At 73.4% G+C, this 16,394-nt stretch carries 16 protein-coding genes and 2 pseudogenes; 12 read left to right on the forward strand and 6 right to left on the reverse strand.

What is annotated here, in order from left to right:
- Positions 1-99: 99 nt before the first annotated feature.
- The 3 genes from ACZ6ZI_RS20245 to ACZ6ZI_RS20255 all read left to right on the forward strand — a co-directional run bounded on the left by ACZ6ZI_RS20245 (position 100) and on the right by ACZ6ZI_RS20255 (position 4,124).
- A complete protein-coding gene (locus ACZ6ZI_RS20245; protein ID WP_469522615.1) occupies positions 100-1,629 on the forward strand; it encodes an alpha/beta hydrolase family protein in 1,530 nt (509 codons plus the stop codon).
- A 196-nt stretch (positions 1,630-1,825) separates the two neighbouring features.
- The gene (locus ACZ6ZI_RS20250) at positions 1,826-2,068 is read left to right on the forward strand and encodes a hypothetical protein (RefSeq protein ID WP_469522616.1); all 243 of its coding nucleotides are present in this window, start codon (positions 1,826-1,828) and stop codon (positions 2,066-2,068) included.
- Positions 2,069-2,321: 253 nt separating this feature from the next.
- Complete coding sequence (locus tag ACZ6ZI_RS20255) at positions 2,322-4,124, forward strand: hypothetical protein (RefSeq protein ID WP_469522617.1); 1,803 nt, start codon at positions 2,322-2,324, stop codon at positions 4,122-4,124.
- 85 nt (positions 4,125-4,209) lie between these two features.
- On the opposite strand, the gene ACZ6ZI_RS20260 is transcribed toward ACZ6ZI_RS20255, so the two are convergent.
- On the reverse strand, positions 4,210-4,701 hold the full coding sequence (locus ACZ6ZI_RS20260; protein ID WP_469522621.1) for an SRPBCC family protein: 492 nt from the start codon (positions 4,699-4,701) through the stop codon (positions 4,210-4,212).
- Between the two features lie 194 nt (positions 4,702-4,895).
- Here ACZ6ZI_RS20260 and ACZ6ZI_RS20265 point away from each other — a divergent pair, with 194 nt between their 5' ends.
- Positions 4,896-6,416, forward strand: a complete 1,521-nt coding sequence (locus tag ACZ6ZI_RS20265; protein WP_469522623.1) for a sensor histidine kinase — start codon at positions 4,896-4,898, stop codon at positions 6,414-6,416.
- Positions 6,413-7,108 (forward strand): response regulator, encoded by a 696-nt coding sequence (locus ACZ6ZI_RS20270; protein WP_469522625.1) that lies wholly within the window; start codon positions 6,413-6,415, stop codon positions 7,106-7,108. Before ACZ6ZI_RS20265 ends, ACZ6ZI_RS20270 begins: the two co-directional genes overlap by 4 nt.
- Positions 7,109-7,195: 87 nt before the next feature.
- Here ACZ6ZI_RS20270 and ACZ6ZI_RS20275 read toward each other — a convergent pair.
- Positions 7,196-7,918 (reverse strand): annotated as a pseudogene (locus ACZ6ZI_RS20275) (phosphatase PAP2 family protein); the annotation flags it as partial.
- Between the two features lie 80 nt (positions 7,919-7,998).
- Between ACZ6ZI_RS20275 and ACZ6ZI_RS20280 the strand changes: the two are divergent.
- From ACZ6ZI_RS20280 to ACZ6ZI_RS20295, 4 genes are all read left to right on the forward strand, one after another.
- Positions 7,999-9,390 (forward strand): VanZ family protein, encoded by a 1,392-nt coding sequence (locus ACZ6ZI_RS20280; RefSeq protein ID WP_469522627.1) that lies wholly within the window; start codon positions 7,999-8,001, stop codon positions 9,388-9,390.
- A gap of 286 nt (positions 9,391-9,676) precedes the next feature.
- Entirely contained in the window at positions 9,677-9,886 is a 210-nt protein-coding gene (locus ACZ6ZI_RS20285) for a hypothetical protein (protein WP_469522630.1), read from the forward strand.
- Positions 9,887-9,971: 85 nt separating this feature from the next.
- Positions 9,972-10,727, forward strand: a complete 756-nt coding sequence (locus ACZ6ZI_RS20290; protein WP_469522632.1) for a restriction endonuclease — start codon at positions 9,972-9,974, stop codon at positions 10,725-10,727.
- A gap of 107 nt (positions 10,728-10,834) precedes the next feature.
- On the forward strand, positions 10,835-11,374 hold the full coding sequence (locus tag ACZ6ZI_RS20295; protein WP_469522635.1) for a TIGR03086 family metal-binding protein: 540 nt from the start codon (positions 10,835-10,837) through the stop codon (positions 11,372-11,374).
- A 45-nt stretch (positions 11,375-11,419) separates the two neighbouring features.
- Here the strand turns inward: ACZ6ZI_RS20295 and ACZ6ZI_RS20300 are convergent.
- Both ACZ6ZI_RS20300 and ACZ6ZI_RS20305 read right to left on the reverse strand, forming a co-directional pair.
- Positions 11,420-11,563 (reverse strand): annotated as a pseudogene (locus tag ACZ6ZI_RS20300) (VOC family protein); the annotation flags it as partial.
- 79 nt (positions 11,564-11,642) lie between these two features.
- Positions 11,643-11,786: a hypothetical protein gene (locus tag ACZ6ZI_RS20305; RefSeq protein WP_469522638.1), complete on the reverse strand. Its 144-nt coding sequence runs from the start codon at positions 11,784-11,786 to the stop codon at positions 11,643-11,645.
- Here ACZ6ZI_RS20305 and ACZ6ZI_RS20310 point away from each other — a divergent pair.
- Positions 11,785-12,246: a hypothetical protein gene (locus tag ACZ6ZI_RS20310; RefSeq protein WP_469522640.1), complete on the forward strand. Its 462-nt coding sequence runs from the start codon at positions 11,785-11,787 to the stop codon at positions 12,244-12,246. The genes ACZ6ZI_RS20305 and ACZ6ZI_RS20310 overlap by 2 nt on opposite strands.
- Before the next feature lie 29 nt (positions 12,247-12,275).
- Here ACZ6ZI_RS20310 and ACZ6ZI_RS20315 read toward each other — a convergent pair whose 3' ends face one another.
- Together ACZ6ZI_RS20315 and ACZ6ZI_RS20320 are read right to left on the reverse strand one after the other, a co-directional pair.
- Complete coding sequence (locus ACZ6ZI_RS20315) at positions 12,276-12,509, reverse strand: hypothetical protein (protein ID WP_469522643.1); 234 nt, start codon at positions 12,507-12,509, stop codon at positions 12,276-12,278.
- A 26-nt stretch (positions 12,510-12,535) separates the two neighbouring features.
- Positions 12,536-13,648 (reverse strand): hypothetical protein, encoded by a 1,113-nt coding sequence (locus ACZ6ZI_RS20320; RefSeq protein ID WP_469522646.1) that lies wholly within the window; start codon positions 13,646-13,648, stop codon positions 12,536-12,538.
- A gap of 284 nt (positions 13,649-13,932) precedes the next feature.
- Between ACZ6ZI_RS20320 and ACZ6ZI_RS20325 the strand changes: the two genes are divergently transcribed.
- Together ACZ6ZI_RS20325 and ACZ6ZI_RS20330 are read left to right on the forward strand one after the other, a co-directional pair.
- Entirely contained in the window at positions 13,933-15,351 is a 1,419-nt protein-coding gene (locus ACZ6ZI_RS20325; protein WP_469522648.1) for an alanine racemase, read from the forward strand.
- A 54-nt stretch (positions 15,352-15,405) separates the two neighbouring features.
- Positions 15,406-16,386: an ornithine cyclodeaminase gene (locus ACZ6ZI_RS20330; protein ID WP_469522650.1), complete on the forward strand. Its 981-nt coding sequence runs from the start codon at positions 15,406-15,408 to the stop codon at positions 16,384-16,386.
- The last annotated feature ends 8 nt before the right edge of the window (positions 16,387-16,394 follow it).

The following is a 16,394-nucleotide window of genomic DNA, read 5'->3' on the forward strand; positions in this document are numbered from 1 at the left end:
CACAGGAGGACCCCGCGTACCCCCCACGGTCGCAGTCCGACCGCCGGTCCGGGGCGGCCCGTTGCCACCCCGGCCGAGATCGGCGACGACCCGGGGCCGATGTGGCGGCGCGGGCCCGGCGCCCAGCATGGCCGGGTGACCGAAACCATCCCGGGGCTCCACCTGTCCCTCCCCGAACTCCTCCTCCTGCTGGGCGCCGTCACGCTGCTCGTGGCGCCCCGCCTCCCCCCGGCCGCCCGCCGGCCCGGCACCTTCGCGGCCGGGGCGCTCCTCGTGCCGTCGGCGGTCGTGCTCGGTGTCGCGGGGATCCGCTGGCAGATGCTGCCGGTCCTGGCCGGTGCCGCCCTCGCCGCCGCCGCGTACGCCCTCCCGCCCCTGCTGCGGCGCGGGCGGCGCCGTACCGGCCGGCGCCGTACCGGCCGACCGGCGCGCCGGACCCGCCGGTGGGTCGCCCTCCCGGCCTCCCTGGCCTGCGCCGGCCTGATCGCCACCGGCCCGGTCGCCGCCTGGGCCTTCCCCGTACCCGTCTTCCCCGAACCGACGGGCGACTTCGCGGTCGGCACCCGAGTGGTGCAGTGGACCGACCCGCTGCGCCCCGAGGGGTTCACCGCCGACCCGGACGACCGGCGCACCGTCGTGGTCCAACTCTGGTACCCGGCGCGACAGAGCCCCGCGGACGTCCCCCGGGCCCGGTACCTCGGACGCACGCGGGACGAGGCGCGGACCGTCTCCGAGGCCCTCGCCGGCGGGGTCGGCCTGCCCGGATTCCTGCTCGACGGCCTTGCGAGGGCCCGCGGCCACGCGGTCGTCGACGCCCCGCCGGCCGGCGGCGCGCGGCGGTTCCCGGTCGTCCTGTTCTCCCCGGGGTCGGGCGGGGTGCGGACCCAGAACACCGCCTGGGCGGAGGAACTCGCGGGCCACGGCTACGTGGTCGCCGCCCTCGACCACCCGTACGACTCCACCGCCGTCCTCCTCACCGACGGCCGCACGATCCGCGCCACCACCGCCTCCTCCGGGGACCGCGACCGCGACGCGGAACTCGCCGCCGGCTGGGCCTCCGTACGGGCCGCCGACCTCGGCTTCGTCCTCACCCGACTGGAGCGCCTGGACCGCGGGGAGGACGCCGACCCGCTGACCGGACGCCTGGACACCGGCCGCGCCGCGGTGACCGGCCACTCGCTGGGCGGAGCCGCCGCCCTCCAGGCGGCCCGGCAGGACCCCCGCTTCGCCGCCGTCATCGACCTCGACGGCTACCCCCACGGCCCCACCGAGCCCGCCCTCCGACAGCCGGCGCTCGCGCTCACCCAGGAGATCAACGCCGACACCGACCCGCGCTACCTGCCCCGGCTCACCGAGGCCCTCGCGCACAACACCGCCACGAGCCACCGGCTCACCATCCCCGGCGCCGGGCACCTCACCTTCACGGACGGCCCCCTCTACCTGCCGCCCGTCCCCTCGATCGTCGGCACCCTGGGCCGCACCGAAAGCCCCCGGGTCGTCGCCGCGGCCACCCTCGCCTTCCTGGACGCCACCCTGCGGGACCACCCCACCGACCCGGCCGGAGCCCTCCGACCCCACGGCACCCTCATGACGTCGGGCGCCCGACACACCGCGCCGCCCACCCGGTGACCGCCCACCCGGCGACCACCCACCCCGTACCCCGCCCCGCACACCCCGGCCCGGCACGAGGCCCGCCGGCCAAAGGAGTTGAGACCCTCGTGAGACTCCGGCGGGTGTCGCCGCCCGTAACGTCGTTGGTGTCCGCCTCTGACGTCAGGGGGCAGAGGCGCACCCCATCGGGGTGTCAAGGATAGTGAGGGGAATCATGATGCGACGGATGCGGATCGGCCTGCTCGGGGGAGCGCTCGGCCTGGGCGCGATGCTGCTCGCGGCCGTTCCGGCTTCGGCGGCGCCCGTCTCGGCCGGCCCGGCCGACTCGACGGGGAAGGTCCACCTCGTGGCCGACGGAGCCACCGCTCAGGCGTCGGCCGCGGCCGAGGGCTGCCGCTACGGGGGCTACATCATCTACTCGAACGGCCGGGTGGTGCACGTCTACATCTGCGATTGACAGGCTCCGTTGACGACCGGCTCCGGGAGGCCCCAGGCCTCCCGGAGCCGGCGGAATGCCCTCTTCGGCCCTGCCCGACCCGTAGCATCACCGGAAGTGGACCTCACGCTCCGTGGTCCGCCCGCTACGGCGTCCGACGGCCGGGAGGTCCGCCATGGAACGAGGAACATCCGAGCCCGCGTTACCCCCTGCGTCACCCCACACATCGCCCCCCGCGTTGCCGAACCCCGGGCAGGACGAGGTCCGGGAACGGGTGACGACCCTCCTCGCGACATCGGATCCCCCTGCCGTCATCGCCATCGTCGGCCCCCTCGGATCGGGCAAGAGCACCATCCTGAACGGACTCGCCGCCGGCCGACCGGTCCTCGGTGCCCCTCAGGACGATCCGAACGCCACCCTGCGCGAGGCCTCCGACAGCGCGCACCCGGTCGTCTACGTCGACGACGCCGACGGGCCCGGCCTCGGCCTCGCCGGGATGCCGCGCGAGCGACTCCACCGCCCCGACGGGCACGACGTCAGCGTCGTCCTGACGAGCAGGCACCCCCTCCCCGGCGCGACCACCGTACGGGTCCCACCCTGGACGGGCCCGCAGGTCCGCGAGCTGGCGACCTCCCTCGGCGTGACGGCCGGCCTCGACCTCGTGGTGACGCTGGCCGGCGGGCTGCCCCGCGTCGCGGCCGCCCTGAGCCGAGCGCTGCTCGCGCCGACACCGCCCGAGGTCCCGGGCGCCGTCGCCGACCGCGCGCTGCGCGAGCTCCTGGCCGAAGTCCCCCTGGACCGCCACCTGTCGGGGGTGGTGGAAGTGCTGGCCGCCATCGGGCGCGGGGACGAGGAACTGCTCTCCGAGCTGGTGGAGCCGGCCGCGGCCGCGGACTGGTTCGCCGCGCTCACCGACCTCGCCCTGATCACGGTCACCGAATGCGGGCCGGCCGTGGTCGAGCCGTACCGTTCCCTCCTCGACCTCCGCTACCGCTGGCGTCGCCCGGTCGCGCACCGCGCCGCGCTCACCCGGGCCGCCTCGCGCAACCTGCTCCTGCTGGGCGCGACCACCGACGGATCCCGCCGGCAGGCACTGGCGGAGCACGCGCTCCACCTGACGGACGACCCCGTCATCCGTCAGGCGCTGTTCCCGCCCGCTCCCCGCCTGCCCACCGTACGACCGGCCCGGCCGGGCGATCACGACCACATCCTCGCCCTGGCGGACCGGTGGGCCCGAGGTCTCGGCCACAGCACCGCCCGTACCGAACGGCTGCTCGACGCCTGGCTCCGGCACACCCCCGACGGCTTCCACGTGGTGTGCGACCAGGCCGACGAAGTCGTGGGCATGACCTACACCCCCCTGCTCGACGACGCTTCGATGGCCGTCATCGAACCGGTGACCCGACAGCACACCGACCGGCTGGCCCGCGGCGACGGCGGCTCCTTCATCGGCATGGCGGCATGCGCGGACGGACACCCCCAAGCGCACGCGGCGCTGCTGCGCCGCATCCTCGCGGACGGCATCGCCCGACGGCGTATGGTCGTGGCCACGCCTTCGCCCGACTACCAACGACTGGTACGCCGACTCGGCTTCGATTTCGTCGGCACCCCGCGCGGGGACACCTGCGACGGGGGAGGCGCCGCGGAGATCCACGAACTGGCGTTCCCCACCCCCGACGGCCTGACCGCGTGGCTCGGCCGGATCGCGGCCACCGGCCTGACCACGCAGCCCTCGCCGACCCTGCGCTGGTACGTGGCCGAGGTCCGCAAGGCCCTGGAACACCTCGACGACCCGGTACGCCTCTCCCGGAGCCCCCTGTTGGCCTCGACGACCACCCCGACCGCCGCGGCGCTGCGCCGCGCGCTGCTCGACGCCATCGCGGCCCTGAGCGCCTCCGACGATCCGCGCACCGCCCAGGCCGGCCGGATCCTGGACTCCTACTACGTGCGCCGCCGGGCCGACCACGTGGGCGTCGCACACCGCCTGCACCTGAGCCGGGCCACGTACTTCCGCCGCCTCGACCACGGCCTCGCCCGGATCGCCGAGTCCACCTTCACCGGTGACCGAACGTGGTGACGGGGACGTGGTGACCGGACGCGGTGGCGGGGACGTGGTGACCGGACGCGGTGGCGCCTCGGCTCCGCCGGTCGTCGCGAACGGCTCAGTCCCTCGCTTCGCGGACGTCCCTGCCCTCCTCGGCGAACGCCTTGAAGTCCCGCATGTGTTGCAGCGACTGCCTGCGGAAGGCTCCGGGCATCAGAAGTCCCACCAGCCGCATCGGCAGGCTGCTGAAGCGGTACTCGTTCTCGCTCACCCAGAGCGTCGTGTGCGCGCCGGCCTCGGTCAGCCGGTCGCGCGTGGCGCTCCACATGCCCTCGGCGACGATCTCGCGGTCGAAGTGGACGACGCTGCCCGCCGGGATCCCGTGAGGGTCCGCCGGTTCGCGGCGCGTGATCGTCTCGGTGGCCTCGAAGGTCCGCTTCCCCGTCCGCATCACCACCCGCGACGTGGTCCCGACCTCCCCGTGCACCCCACTGAGCGGCTCGTGCAGCACCAGGCCCCTCAGCCACATCGGCAGGTGCGCCGGGTCGGCGAGCAAGCGGACCACTCTCTCCCTCGGCAGGGCGACCTCGATCGAGACCGTGTACTTCACGACAGACTCCTTCGGGTTCCTGGACGAACGGGCGCCGCCACCGACTGGTCCCACCGCCTGATCCCTGCCCCGCAGGAGAGACTTCCTCACGTGACCACCGCCGGGGTCCGCCGGCTCGGAACCGGGGATCCCGGCCCGCGGTAGTGGACTTTCGGCAGTGCCGCGCGTCGGCCGGGTTCCGTAGGGTCGCGTCCGTGAGAGAAACGATCATCACCCGGGCGCCGGCACCCGTACTGTCCGCAGGCCTCTTCGTCGGGGCGATGGCGGCCGTCGGCACGGGCGCCGCCACGTTGTGGTGGGGTGTACCCGCGGCGGTCTGCGCCTTCCTCGCGGGGTGGCAGCCGGGGCGGAACCGGAGCACGGGGGTGGCCTTCGTCGGAGTGCTCGCGGCGGCCGTGGTGGCCGTGCTCCTGGTGCCGGCGTGGCTGGGCTGGGCGAGCCGGTTCGTGGGGTTGCTGCTGGTGGCGGCGATGCTGCCGTGGTTCGCGGGCCGGTTCCTGCGCCAGTCCCGCGAACTGGTCCGGGCCGGATGGGAGCGGGCCGCGCGGCTGGAGCGGGAGCGGCATCTGGTCGCCGAACAGGCCCGGTTGCGCGAGCGGACCCGGATCGCGCAGGACATGCACGACCTCCTCGGTCACGACCTCAGCCTCATCGCCCTGTCCGCGGGGGCGCTGAAGCTGGCCCCCGGCCTGTCCGAGGAGCACAGGGCCACCGCGCGGGACATCCGCGCCAGGGCGGCCGAGGCCGTCGACCGGCTCGGCGAGGTGATCGGCGTCCTGCGCGAGCCGTCGGACCCGGTTCCGGGCTCCGGACCCGGCGCCGGGCCCACCGAACCGGAGGGCCTGGAGGGTCTGGACGGCCTGGTGGACCGGGCGGTCGCGGCGGGGCTCGACGTCCGGCTGCGGGTGGAGGGCGAAGCGGCGGCCGTCGACGCGCCGCCGGCCGTCGGGCGGGCCGCACGGCGCGTCGTCCAGGAGGCGCTGACGAACGTCGCCAAACACGCGCCCGGGCACCGGGCCGACGTCGTCGTCCGGCACGCGGAGGGACGGACCGACGTCAGCGTGACGAACGCGCCGCCGCCCGCCCTCGCGTCCACGCCTCACCACGACCGCGCCGCCCGCGCCGCCCAGGAGCCCGGCATCCCGACCGTCGGCGAGGGCCACCGCTTCGGGCTCATCGGCCTGGACGAACGCGTCCGCCTGGCCGGTGGCACCTTCACCTCCGGCCCCGAGGGCGGCGGGTTCGCCGTCCGGGCCACCCTCCCGCACCGCCCCGGGGCCGTGCCCCCGCCGCGCCGCGGCACCGGGCCCGGCCGGCCGGGCGACCCACTGCCGCCGGAACACCGCAGCGCCCGCCGCCGGCTGGGCCGTACCGCCGCCGCGGCCGTCCTGGTCCCCCTGTGTACCTGCGCCCTGCTCATCGGCGGGGTGCGGGTGTGGGACACGGTGACGGCACGGCAGTCGGTCCTCGCCCCGCGGGACTTCGCCCTGCTGTACGTCGGCCAGGCCCGCGCCGACGTGGCGCGCCACCTGCCCGAGCGCCAGACCACGCGCCGCCCGGCCGCGCCCACGCCGGAGCCGCGGGGCGCGGCCTGCGCGTTCTACGTACAGACCGCCGACCCCTTCGACGACCGTTCGGGGGACCTCTACCGGCTCTGCTTCCGGGACGGGCTTCTGGTCTCCACCGATACCTACACCGGGAAGGACGTCCGATGATCCGGATCCTGATCGCCGACGACGAACCCATGATCCGCGCGGGCGTCCGCGCGGTCCTGGCCACCGACCCCGGCATCACCGTCGTCGCCGAGGCGGCCGACGGCCGGCAGGCGGTGGAACTCGCCCGGCTCCACCGCCCGCAGGTGGCCGTCCTCGACATCCGGATGCCGGGGACCGGCGGTCTGGAAGCCGCCGCCGAGATAAGGAGGACCGTCCCCGAAACGGGGGTCGTGATGCTGACGACCTTCGGCGAGGACGAGTACATCCTGCGCGCCCTGAGCGAGGGTGCCACCGGATTCCTGATCAAATCCGGCGAGCCGGAGGAACTGATCGCCGGTGTCCGGGCGGTCGGTGACGGCGCCGCCTACCTGTCACCGAAGGTCGCGGCCCGGGTCGTCGCTCACCTCGCCGCCGGCGGGACGGGAGCCCAGGCCCAGCGCCGCTCCGCGGCCCGCGCCCGCGTCGAGGCCCTCACCGCGCGGGAGCGGGACGTACTGGGCTTCCTCGGCAGCGGGTTCTCCAACGGGCAGATCGCGCGCCGCCTGCGCCTGGCGGAAGGGACGGTGAAGGCCCACGTCAGCTCGATCCTCGCGCGCCTGGGCGTCGACAACCGGGCCGCGGCGGCCGTGGTCGCGCACGAGGCCGGCACGGTCCCGGTGCCGTCCGACCGGCTGCCGTACGCCGACGGCTGACACCACCCGCAGGGCGAGCGGCCCCAGGAGGAGCCACACGGTCACCACGGCCGTGGCCCCGAGCGCCGCACCCGCCAGGACGTCGTGCGGATAGTGCACCCCGACCAGCACCCGCAACAGCGCGGCCGACGCGGCCACCGGCAGGGCCACGGCCGCGAGCCGGGGCCGTATCAGGACCACGCCGACGGCCGACGCGACGGCCAGGGTGGCGTGGTTGCTGGGGAACGACCAGTCGCCCGGCTCGGGACACGGCGCGAGGGCCGCGACCCCCGACAGCGCCCGGCAGGGCCGTTCCTCGTCGACGAGGAGCTTGACCGCCTCACTGAGCCCGTAGGCGACGACGGTCCCCGCGCCGACCGCGACCACCCCGGCCAGGCCCCGCGCGTCCCCGCGGCGCAGGGCGCGCACGCCGACCCAGGCCAACAGCAGGCCCAGGAACAGCAGCGTGCCCTCGCTCGCCGCCTCCAGAACGGTCCCCGCCCACGACGGCCCGTCCGCCACGCTCCCGGTCAACGCCCGGTGCACCCGCACCGACAGCCCTGCGGTGACGCGCACCGGTTCGTTCGTCCCCAGCGCTCCGTCGGGCGCCGACCGGACCACGACCGCCGCGCCCACACCCGCCGCCGCGGCCGCCATCGCCGACCGTCGACCCCATCCGTACCGCTTGCTCGCATCCATGCCCCGACCGTAGGAACCCGGCGGACGGCGCACCCCGGCCGAACGGCACCCCGCCACCCCGACGATCGTCGGGGTTGACAGGCATCGGGGCGGGGCTGTCTGGACGCGAATGTTCGAGATGGGTGAATTCATTCGAAATGCGTACTGGGCAACGAAAGGCTGATATCTGTCTATCTCAATAGGTTCTGTCCGTTTAGCGTTCTTCTCCTGTGATGGGTCGTGACGAGGGCGACCGTTGCGATGGCCGCGAACGGCGCCGTCCACTACACGCCGACGGTCCACTTCTGCTGATCGTGTGGCCACGCATGTCCTTGAGGAGAACCACCTTGATCGAGGCATCGATGGGCGCGGTTCCCGGCCTCCTGCTCGCCTTCTCCGTACTGGCCCTGCTGGTGTGCGTCCCGGTCGGTGTCGTCGCCCGGCGCAGGGGCGGGCCGGTGGCTCTGCCGGTACTGCTCGCGGCATCGGTGGCAGGGGTCCTCTGCGTCACGCTCGTCCCCGCCCTCACGGGCTACGCGGGGAAGAACGCGTGCGACACGGGGTTCGGCCTGGCGGGTCTCAACCAGTCGGCCTGGCTGAACCTGGCGCTGTTCGTCCCGCCCTCGCTGCTCGCCGTACTCCACTTCCGCGCGCCGGTCCTGACCGCCATGTGCGCGAGCCTGGGCAGCGCGTTGATCGAGATCGCCCAGATCCGGGTGACCGGGAGGTCGTGCAGCCTCACCGACTTCCTCATGAACTCGACCGGCGCCGTGGTGGGGACCGCGGCAGGTGTCCTCTGGATTTCGGTTTCGGCGAGAGAGCCCGGGTTCCGATGGGGTCGTGACGCGCGCGTGGCGCTCCTGGTGGGGGCCATCGGCGGGGCGGTGGCCTCGGCGCTCCTCGTCGTATGGCCTCCGGCTGTTCACGACGCGGTCGGTTCGGACCGGGAGGCGGCCGAGAGGGTGGCGGAGACGGACGGCGCGGCCGAGTGGCTCGGGCAAGCCGCGAGGGATGCCTTCGGCCCGGATGCCGCGACGCGGGGTGTCCGGACGGTCAAGCGTGAGGGGCACTGGATCGTGTCGGCCGAGAACGAGAAGGGAACGATCGAGGGCACGTGGCCGGAGCGAAAGATCACGCGGGTGATCGCCACCGACAACAGGGCCGAGTCCGGAGGTCTGAGCGCTGCCGAGGCGTCCGCGGTCGGACAGGAGTTCGCCGGCAAGTGGTTTCCCGACGAGGTGCGTGGCAGCACTCTGAAGACATCCGCGCCGGCCGGAGCTTCGGACGACCGCAGCGTCTACGAATTGACCTATCGCAGGTACGTCAACGACGTCATGATGCCGATGCGACTGGACATCGCGGTCACATCGGGCGGACGGATCCTCAGCGCGGTGTGCGCTCCGGAGCCGGACCCCTCCTTCGACGCTCCGGTCCTCACCCGCGGCCAAGCCGAGGAACGGGTCCGGCACAGCACGGGCCAACGCCCCACGGGCGCCGTGCTCCTCGCTCAGAAGATCGCGGGAGTCTGGCGCCCGGTCTGGATGATGGGCATGCCGGACGGGTCGCGGGTACCGGACGCGTTCGTGGACGCCCGGACCGGCAGCCTGATCGAACCGGGTTCCTGAAGCCCGTACGTCGGCTGCCCCGGCAAAGACGCCTACCGGTCCCGGTTGGGCGGGAACGTGCGCTCGTCGCGGCGGCGGTGGACGTCAGGAGGGGTCGGCCGCCGGTCGGCGAGCCGCTCGTACGGTCTGCCGCGCTCCTCGAACCGGCGTGCCACCCAATCCGGCCGTAGCGGTGTATTGCGGCCAATCTCCGGCAATCCGGCCGCACCGCCGCGAACCCCCGGCTACACAAGGGGGTGGGGGCGACACGGGCTGCCCCGCAGGGGTTCGGACGGGGGGCTGAGCGGTGCTTTCGATCAACGTGGCAGTGCTACTGGTGGTCATCGTCGTACTGCGCCTGCGTCGGCGCACCGAGGCCCGCAGCAGGTTCGACGAGAAGATGACCGTGGTCATCGTTCTGGCGCTGGGCGTCATCCTGGCGCCTACCGAAGTGGGCCGGGGCATCACCGACATCCTGGGCCGGATCGTCAGGGGCGTCTCACAGGCCGCCCAGTGAGCGTGACCGCTGCCCGTACGCGAAAGGCCCGACCGGGTACGGCCGCCTCCCGGCCCGTACCGGCCACGTGGTCGGGCGGAGCCCGATGAGCGGCCGCCGTCGTCCCACCCCGCGCTCCCGCCGGCGCCCCCGGGGGAGGCGTGCCCGGCGCCAGGACCGGGTTCTCCTCGCCGGCTTCGCGGTGGTCGCCGCGGTGGCCCTGGTGACCGCGGCGCTGCGGTGGCTGGCAGCCCACCCGTGGGCGGTCGTCCTCCTGTTGTCGGCCGTGGCCGCGGGAGCCTGCGCATGGGGGTGGCGACGGAGGGAAGCCGCGCGGAGAGATCGGGTCCGGGCCGCCGGTCGGCGCTACGCGCTCCAGCAGCTCGACGGCCTCCAACACCGCGCCTTCGAGTACGCGGTCCGGGATCTGATGTACCGCGACGGATGTGCGGACGCGCGACAGGTCGGCGGCCGTGGCGACAACGGCGCCGACGTCAAAGCCACGGACCCCTATGGACGCAGCTGGGTCATCCAATGCAAACACAAGAGGGACGGATGGTCCGGAAAACCCGTCGGCACCCCGGATCTCCACGTACTCAACGGCACCGGCAGGCAGATCCACGACGGCGACATCCTGGTCATGCTCACCAACGGCCGGATCACCGCGAACGCCGTCGCATTCGCGCACTCCCAACGACTGCACCTGGTCGACCGCCACCTCCTCGCCGAATGGGCGGGCGGATCGCGCCCCCTGTGGGAGCTTCTGGGAGCCCTTCCCTCACCGCGCCATCGGGGCGGGATCCCGTCCGTCACGCCGAGCCCGTCGCGGGCCTTCCCCTGGTCACGGCCGACCCGCCCCTGAACGAAACAGGTCTCCTCCTCGTCTCACGCATCCGGGAGTTTCGTGCCAGGGTGGATGGTCGCGTTCGCCGGTCCGATCAGTGGAAGAGGGACGAAGTGGCGTCTACAGTGCCGGAGCTCTACGGGCGGATCGCTGAGCGCTTCGGAGAGTTGATCCTCCACTGCCCGCCGGGAAGATGGGACGATCCGTCCCCGTGTCCCGGCTGGACGGCCCGGGACGTCGCGGCCCACGTGGTCTCGAATCACAGACGGGCCGTCGCCGGGCTGGACGGATCGGCCTATGCGGAGCCGGGCCGGGACGAGGACCTGATCCGGGCGTGGGAGGCGGTATCCGGGGAGATCGAGAACGCCCTGCGTGACCCGGTGAAGGCGCGCGCCCTTCTGGGGGAGGAGTTCGGATCCATCCCGTTCGAGGAGTTCGTGAGGCGGATGGCCTGTGCCGACACCCTGATCCACGGATGGGACCTGGCGCGGGCGACCGGTCAGGACGAGGCACTGGATCGCGAAGCCGTGGCCGTGGCGACCGAGATCCTGCTGCCGGAAGACGGGGACATCCGGATGCCGAGGGCGTTCGGCGCCAAGGTCCCTTCGGCCTCCGACGCGGACGCCCAGACCAGGTTGCTCAATTTCCTGGGTCGCAGGGTATAGCCGGCCGACCGGCCGACGTCGCGCCGACGACCCGTACGCGTCTCCGTCGAGGCAGAACTCGTTGCCCTCGACGTCCTGCATCGCGATGCGGGACTCGTCGAACCCGTCTGCGCGCGGGAGCCGCACGCGCACCGCGCCGAGCGCCAGCAGTCGCGCGCACTCGGCCTCCGGCGCGGTGAGGCGCTCCTCTTGATCGATGTCATCGGTCCTCCATGAATCGTGGTGGCCGCCCGGACGGGCGTGGCCGGGGCCGCAGCGGGCGGGCCTGTCACACGATCGCCCGGGCCTCGATCGATTTGTCCCCGATCGATTCGTCCCCGAGGGAACCGAAGATCATCGAGCCCCGTCTTTGAACATGTTCAGGATCATTGAACGCGTTCAAGTCGAGCTCCATCAGGAGGTTTCCACCCATGACCGCACCATCCCGCCGCGCCGCCCGATGGATCGCGACCACAGCCGTCGTGGCGGCCGTGGCGTTCGGCGGCCGGCAGGCGTACCTGTTCGCGTCGGCCCTCGACGGCACCCTGGGGGCGCCCTGCGACAGGGCCGCCCGGTTCGTCCGGGCCGCCGAACTGCCCGCCGGGACGTACGACCGGCGCTGCACCACGGGGCAGTGGATGAGCATCTCCTACGAACTGGACTTCCGTGCCCCCCGGGAGGCGACCGAGGCCTGGCTGCGGGCCTCGTATCCCGACGCGCCGGTCCGCCGGGGCGACTGCCGGAACGGTTCCGACGCCTGTGCGCACCCGCAGCCGCGCCCGGTGCCGCACACGGACGGGAACGGCGACCGGCAGGGTGACGTCCTGAACGTCCGCGTCGACTACGAGGACGGGGACGTCGCGCACGTACGCGTGTCCGGCGTGACCATCTGACCCGGCCACCGAGAGCGCCGCACGGCTGTTCACTCGCCGGGCGTCTGCCGTCCGCCGCGCGGACCCGTCTCGAAGGCGGCCAGTGCCGCGCGGGCCGCTGGGTGGACGTCTGCGGGGAAGCACCGGTCGGAAGACAGGGCGGCTTCCAGGAGAGGTGCCGCGGCGCGGGCCGGTGAGCCGACCCGGGCGATGTGGCGCACCGCCGCGCGGCAGGGTTCGTCGGCGGCGCCCGACTTCAGGGGCTCCAGGGCGGCCGGCGACACCCTCCGACAGGACCCGCGAGGACCGGTCAGCGTGCCATCCCGTGGACCTGCCGCGCCGGGGTGGGGCGGGTCCGGGACAGCTTCGCGGCTCTGCCGCGGGCCTTCTCGAATGCCATCACCGGATTCCCCGCCGCGCGCCAGGGCTCGGCGCCGCACCACGGTCCGATCCGGCGGAACTGCTCCAGGGCGGCCGTGTACAGCATGGACTCCACCAAGTGGTGTGCCAGCAGGTGGCGCAGGACCGGCAGGTGCTCGTCGTCGGGCGCCACGTGGTCGAACGAGGCGGCGATCCGCTTCAGCAGACGCCGGCGTACGGGCGTGACGGGCAGCAACCGGGAACCGGACCGTTCGGCGAGTTCGTCCAGCGCGTGCAGGTAGATGCCGGCGAGCGGGCTGCCGGTCGGCGCCTTGTGGACCGCCTCCCGGGCGAAGCGCATCATCAGCCGGTTGCTGCCGTGCCACTTGGCGCACCAGTACTGGAGGGCCTGCCAGTGGCCCTCGTAGTGGTGGGGGGCGCGCGCCGTGAGCTCTGCCCAGAGCTGCTTGAACCGCGAGCGGGAGTACCGCGCGCCGCGCGCCGCCGTGATCATGACGACCCAGGGGCCCGGGTTCGCGGGATCGAGCAGTGCGGCCTTCCGGGCCTCCTCGATCGCGGCCGGGAGCATCTCGCGGAAGCGGTTCATGTCCGAGGTCGGGACCCGGTCGGCGTAGCCGCTGCCGCGGATCGCCCAGGCGCGGTGGACCATCAGGCTCGCGAGGAGGGTCGCCGCGTCGCAGTCGCCGGGTTCGGCGGCACGCCAGGCGTCGAGCCAGGCGTCGTCGCGCCCGGCCACGTGCTGGAGGAACTCCAGCCGGGCCCACCGCTCGTCCCAGTCCTCGCCCGCCGCCCCGATGTAGCGCCGGGCGGCCTTCCAGTCCCCCTCCCACGCGGCGTCGGCGACGGCCTGCCTCTCCTGCGACCGGTGTGCCGACGGGAGCGGACCGGCGCGCCGGTTGTCGAGGGCGTCACGGGGCGGAAGACCGTAGGAGGTCGCCACGAAGTGCTTCTCGGCCCAGGCGTCCGCCCGTTCGGTGCTGAGGAAGACGCGGTAGAGGGTGATGAGGAGCACGCCGAGCAAGGCGACGAGGAAGAGGGTCACGGCGGGGAATGATCCCGGAGTTGATCACCGTACGCAATAGCTCGGGCCATCGATAAGGCGAGGTCGGGGCGGGTACGGGGGTCGCCCGGGAGGCCCGCCGCAGGGGGTCGCGTGCGGGTCGGGACGTGGGGCGGAGCGGGCCGCGCGGGTGGGCCGCGCGATCGGGATTGCCTGGCGACATGACCGATTCATGATGATTTCAGTTCACTTGGCATTCCGGATCGCGGCACCCGCGCCCCGGATCCCTATTGAAAACGAGTGTCATAATCAGATAGAAGTACGGGGTGCTCACCTCACGACAGGTGCTCGAGCGACGGCCGGCCCATGTCCGGCCCCTCGCCGTCACCGCGCTCCGACATCCCACCGTCTCCACGCTCCTCACGGATCACCGCTCCCTGCTGGCCGACCTCATGGACGGCCTGGGGTCCCCCTTGCACGTGGTACTGCCCGAGATCTTCGAAGAGAACGTCGGCCGACTTCGCGAGGCGTTCTCGGACGCCGGCGCCCCCGTGGACATCCTGTTCGCCAAGAAGGCCAACAAGGCAGACTGTTACGTCGGTTCGGCCGCCGGGCTCGGCATCGGCGTCGACGTCGCCAGCACCCCCGAGCTCGTGAAGGCGCTGGCCGGGGGAGTGCCCGGACACCGGATCGGCGTATCCGGGCCCGAGAAGGACGACACCCTCCACGCTCTGGCCGTACGGCACGGCTGCCTCGTCGCCGTCGACTCGATCAGCGAACTGCGTCGACTGGCGGCGACCGCGCGGCTCGCGCGCCGCCAGGCCGCGGTCCTGCTGCGATGTCGCACGGCCGGGCAGCCGGGCAGCCGCTTCGGGATGTCCGCCGCCGAGCGCGAGGCCGCCGTCGGCCTCTGCGCGGAACTCGCCGCCCACATCGCCCTCCGCGGGTTCTCCTTCCACCTGAACGGGTACTCCGCGGCGGAACGCGCGACAGCGGCGAACGAGATGATCGAGCACTGCCTCGACGCCAGGCGCCGCGGCTCACCCGCCGCCGAACTGGTCGACATCGGCGGCGGGTTGCCGGTCCGCTACGTCGACCCGCGGGTCTGGGAGGAGTTCCTGCGGGACAACGGGCCGGCCCACTACCACGCGGCCAAGGACTTCAAGGACTTCTACCCCTACGGCGGACCGACCGCCGCCCAGGTGGCACGCGCGATCATGGAACACCCCGTGGCCGGCGGACAGAGCCTCTCGGCGAAAGCACGGCGCAACGGCATCCGCTTCGTCGTCGAGCCCGGCCGGGCCCTGCTGGACCAGGCCGGCCTCACCCTGTACCGCGTGCAACAGGTCGACGACCGCCGGGACACCGACGGCTACGCGATCGTCACCGTCGCCGGCAGCAGCTTCAGCCTCTCCGAACAGTGGTTCAACAGCGACTACCTCCCCGACCCGCTGCTGCTCCCCGCCGACGCCGACGCCCACGCCCACACCCAGGCCCGCGCCGGCGAGACGTTCCCGGCCTGCGTCGCCGGGTCGACCTGCCTGGAGAGCGACCTCGTGACCTGGCGGAAGATCGGCTTCCCGCAGCCCGTACGGCGCGGCGACCAGCTGGCCTACCTCAACACCGCCGGCTACCAGATGGACTCCAACGAGTCGCCGTTCCACGACGCGGCCCTCCCGCTGAAGGCCGTGATCCGTCTCGACGACGCGTCGGGCCGACCGCGCTGGCGCCTCGACGGCATCTGACGCGACGCCCAGCCCCACCGACGCAACCACCAGAGAACAGAGGAGAGATCCCGCATGTCACAGAGCTACGCCCCACCCGGCAAGTTGTGGCTGTTGCCGCAATCCCAACAGGAAGGGCTGGACCTCGACCACCGACAGGTGATCGCGGTCGTCGAGCAGGCCTACCGCGCGTTGCGCGAGGGCGGCTCGGACAACCCGGTCAAGACGATCATCGACGATCCCGAGCACCGCTCGCTGAGCTACTCGATGGTGGCCAGGGACGCCGGAAGCGGCACCGTCTGCTTCAAGGCCGTCTACGAGTTCGACCCGCGCCGCACCCGCGACAGCTACCGCTTCCGGTCGTTCGTCTTCCTCGTCGACGACACCACCGGCGCGCCCATCGCCCTGATGGACGTGGTGAGGCTCGGCCCCCTGCGGTCCTCGGCCACCACCGCCCTGTTCGCCCGCGCGGCGTGCCCCGACGCCCGCGACGCCCTGGTCGTGGGCACCGGAGTCCAGGGCCGGGCGGCGCTGCCGATGTTGCTCGCGGCCCTGCCGAAGCTCGAACGGCTGCGGGTCTTCGGGACCTTCCCCGACGGCCTGCGCGCCGTCCGGGACAGCGTCGACGGCCGGGAGGTGGAGGTCGTCGAGGACCTCCGGGAGGCCGCCGGCGAGGCGGACGTCGTGATCGGCGCCGCCGGCCTGTCCGCCACGCGGGAGGTCCGCCGTGCCTGGATGAAGCCCGGTTCGGTCGCCGTCCTCCTCGGGTACGGGGTGCACCCCGACGTATGCCACCAGGCGGACTACCGGATCGCCACCGACACCGCCCAGATGCACGCCACCTGCGACGACCTCCGCGGCCCGGACGGCAGCCTCCCTCCGGTGGACGCCCAACTGCCGGACATCCTGCTCGGACGGGCCCCCGCCCGCCGCCACCGGGACGACGTCGTCTTCGCCTACAACAGCGGCATGGCGGTCACCGACGCCGCGCTGGGCCGCTACGTCGCCGATCTCGCGCGGGCGGCGGGGCGCGGGGAACAGGTCGACTTCTGGTGAGCGGCGAC

The organism is Streptomyces sp. NPDC103540, from assembly GCF_055584445.1.

What these genes read in the sequence shown, in the direction of transcription:
- ACZ6ZI_RS20290 (WP_469522632.1), top strand. Translation starts at nt 9,972, where the DNA reads ATGAGCGGCCGCCGTCGTCCCACCCCGCGCTCCCGCCGGCGCCCCCGG.
- ACZ6ZI_RS20310 (WP_469522640.1), top strand. Translation starts at nt 11,785, where the DNA reads ATGACCGCACCATCCCGCCGCGCCGCCCGATGGATCGCGACCACAGCC.
- ACZ6ZI_RS20280 (WP_469522627.1), top strand. Translation starts at nt 7,999, where the DNA reads ATGGGTCGTGACGAGGGCGACCGTTGCGATGGCCGCGAACGGCGCCGT.
- ACZ6ZI_RS20330 (WP_469522650.1), top strand. Translation starts at nt 15,406, where the DNA reads ATGTCACAGAGCTACGCCCCACCCGGCAAGTTGTGGCTGTTGCCGCAA.
- ACZ6ZI_RS20245 (WP_469522615.1), top strand. Translation starts at nt 100, where the DNA reads ATGTGGCGGCGCGGGCCCGGCGCCCAGCATGGCCGGGTGACCGAAACC.
- ACZ6ZI_RS20250 (WP_469522616.1), top strand. Translation starts at nt 1,826, where the DNA reads ATGATGCGACGGATGCGGATCGGCCTGCTCGGGGGAGCGCTCGGCCTG.
- ACZ6ZI_RS20305 (WP_469522638.1), bottom strand. Translation starts at nt 11,786, where the DNA reads ATGGGTGGAAACCTCCTGATGGAGCTCGACTTGAACGCGTTCAATGAT.
- ACZ6ZI_RS20270 (WP_469522625.1), top strand. Translation starts at nt 6,413, where the DNA reads ATGATCCGGATCCTGATCGCCGACGACGAACCCATGATCCGCGCGGGC.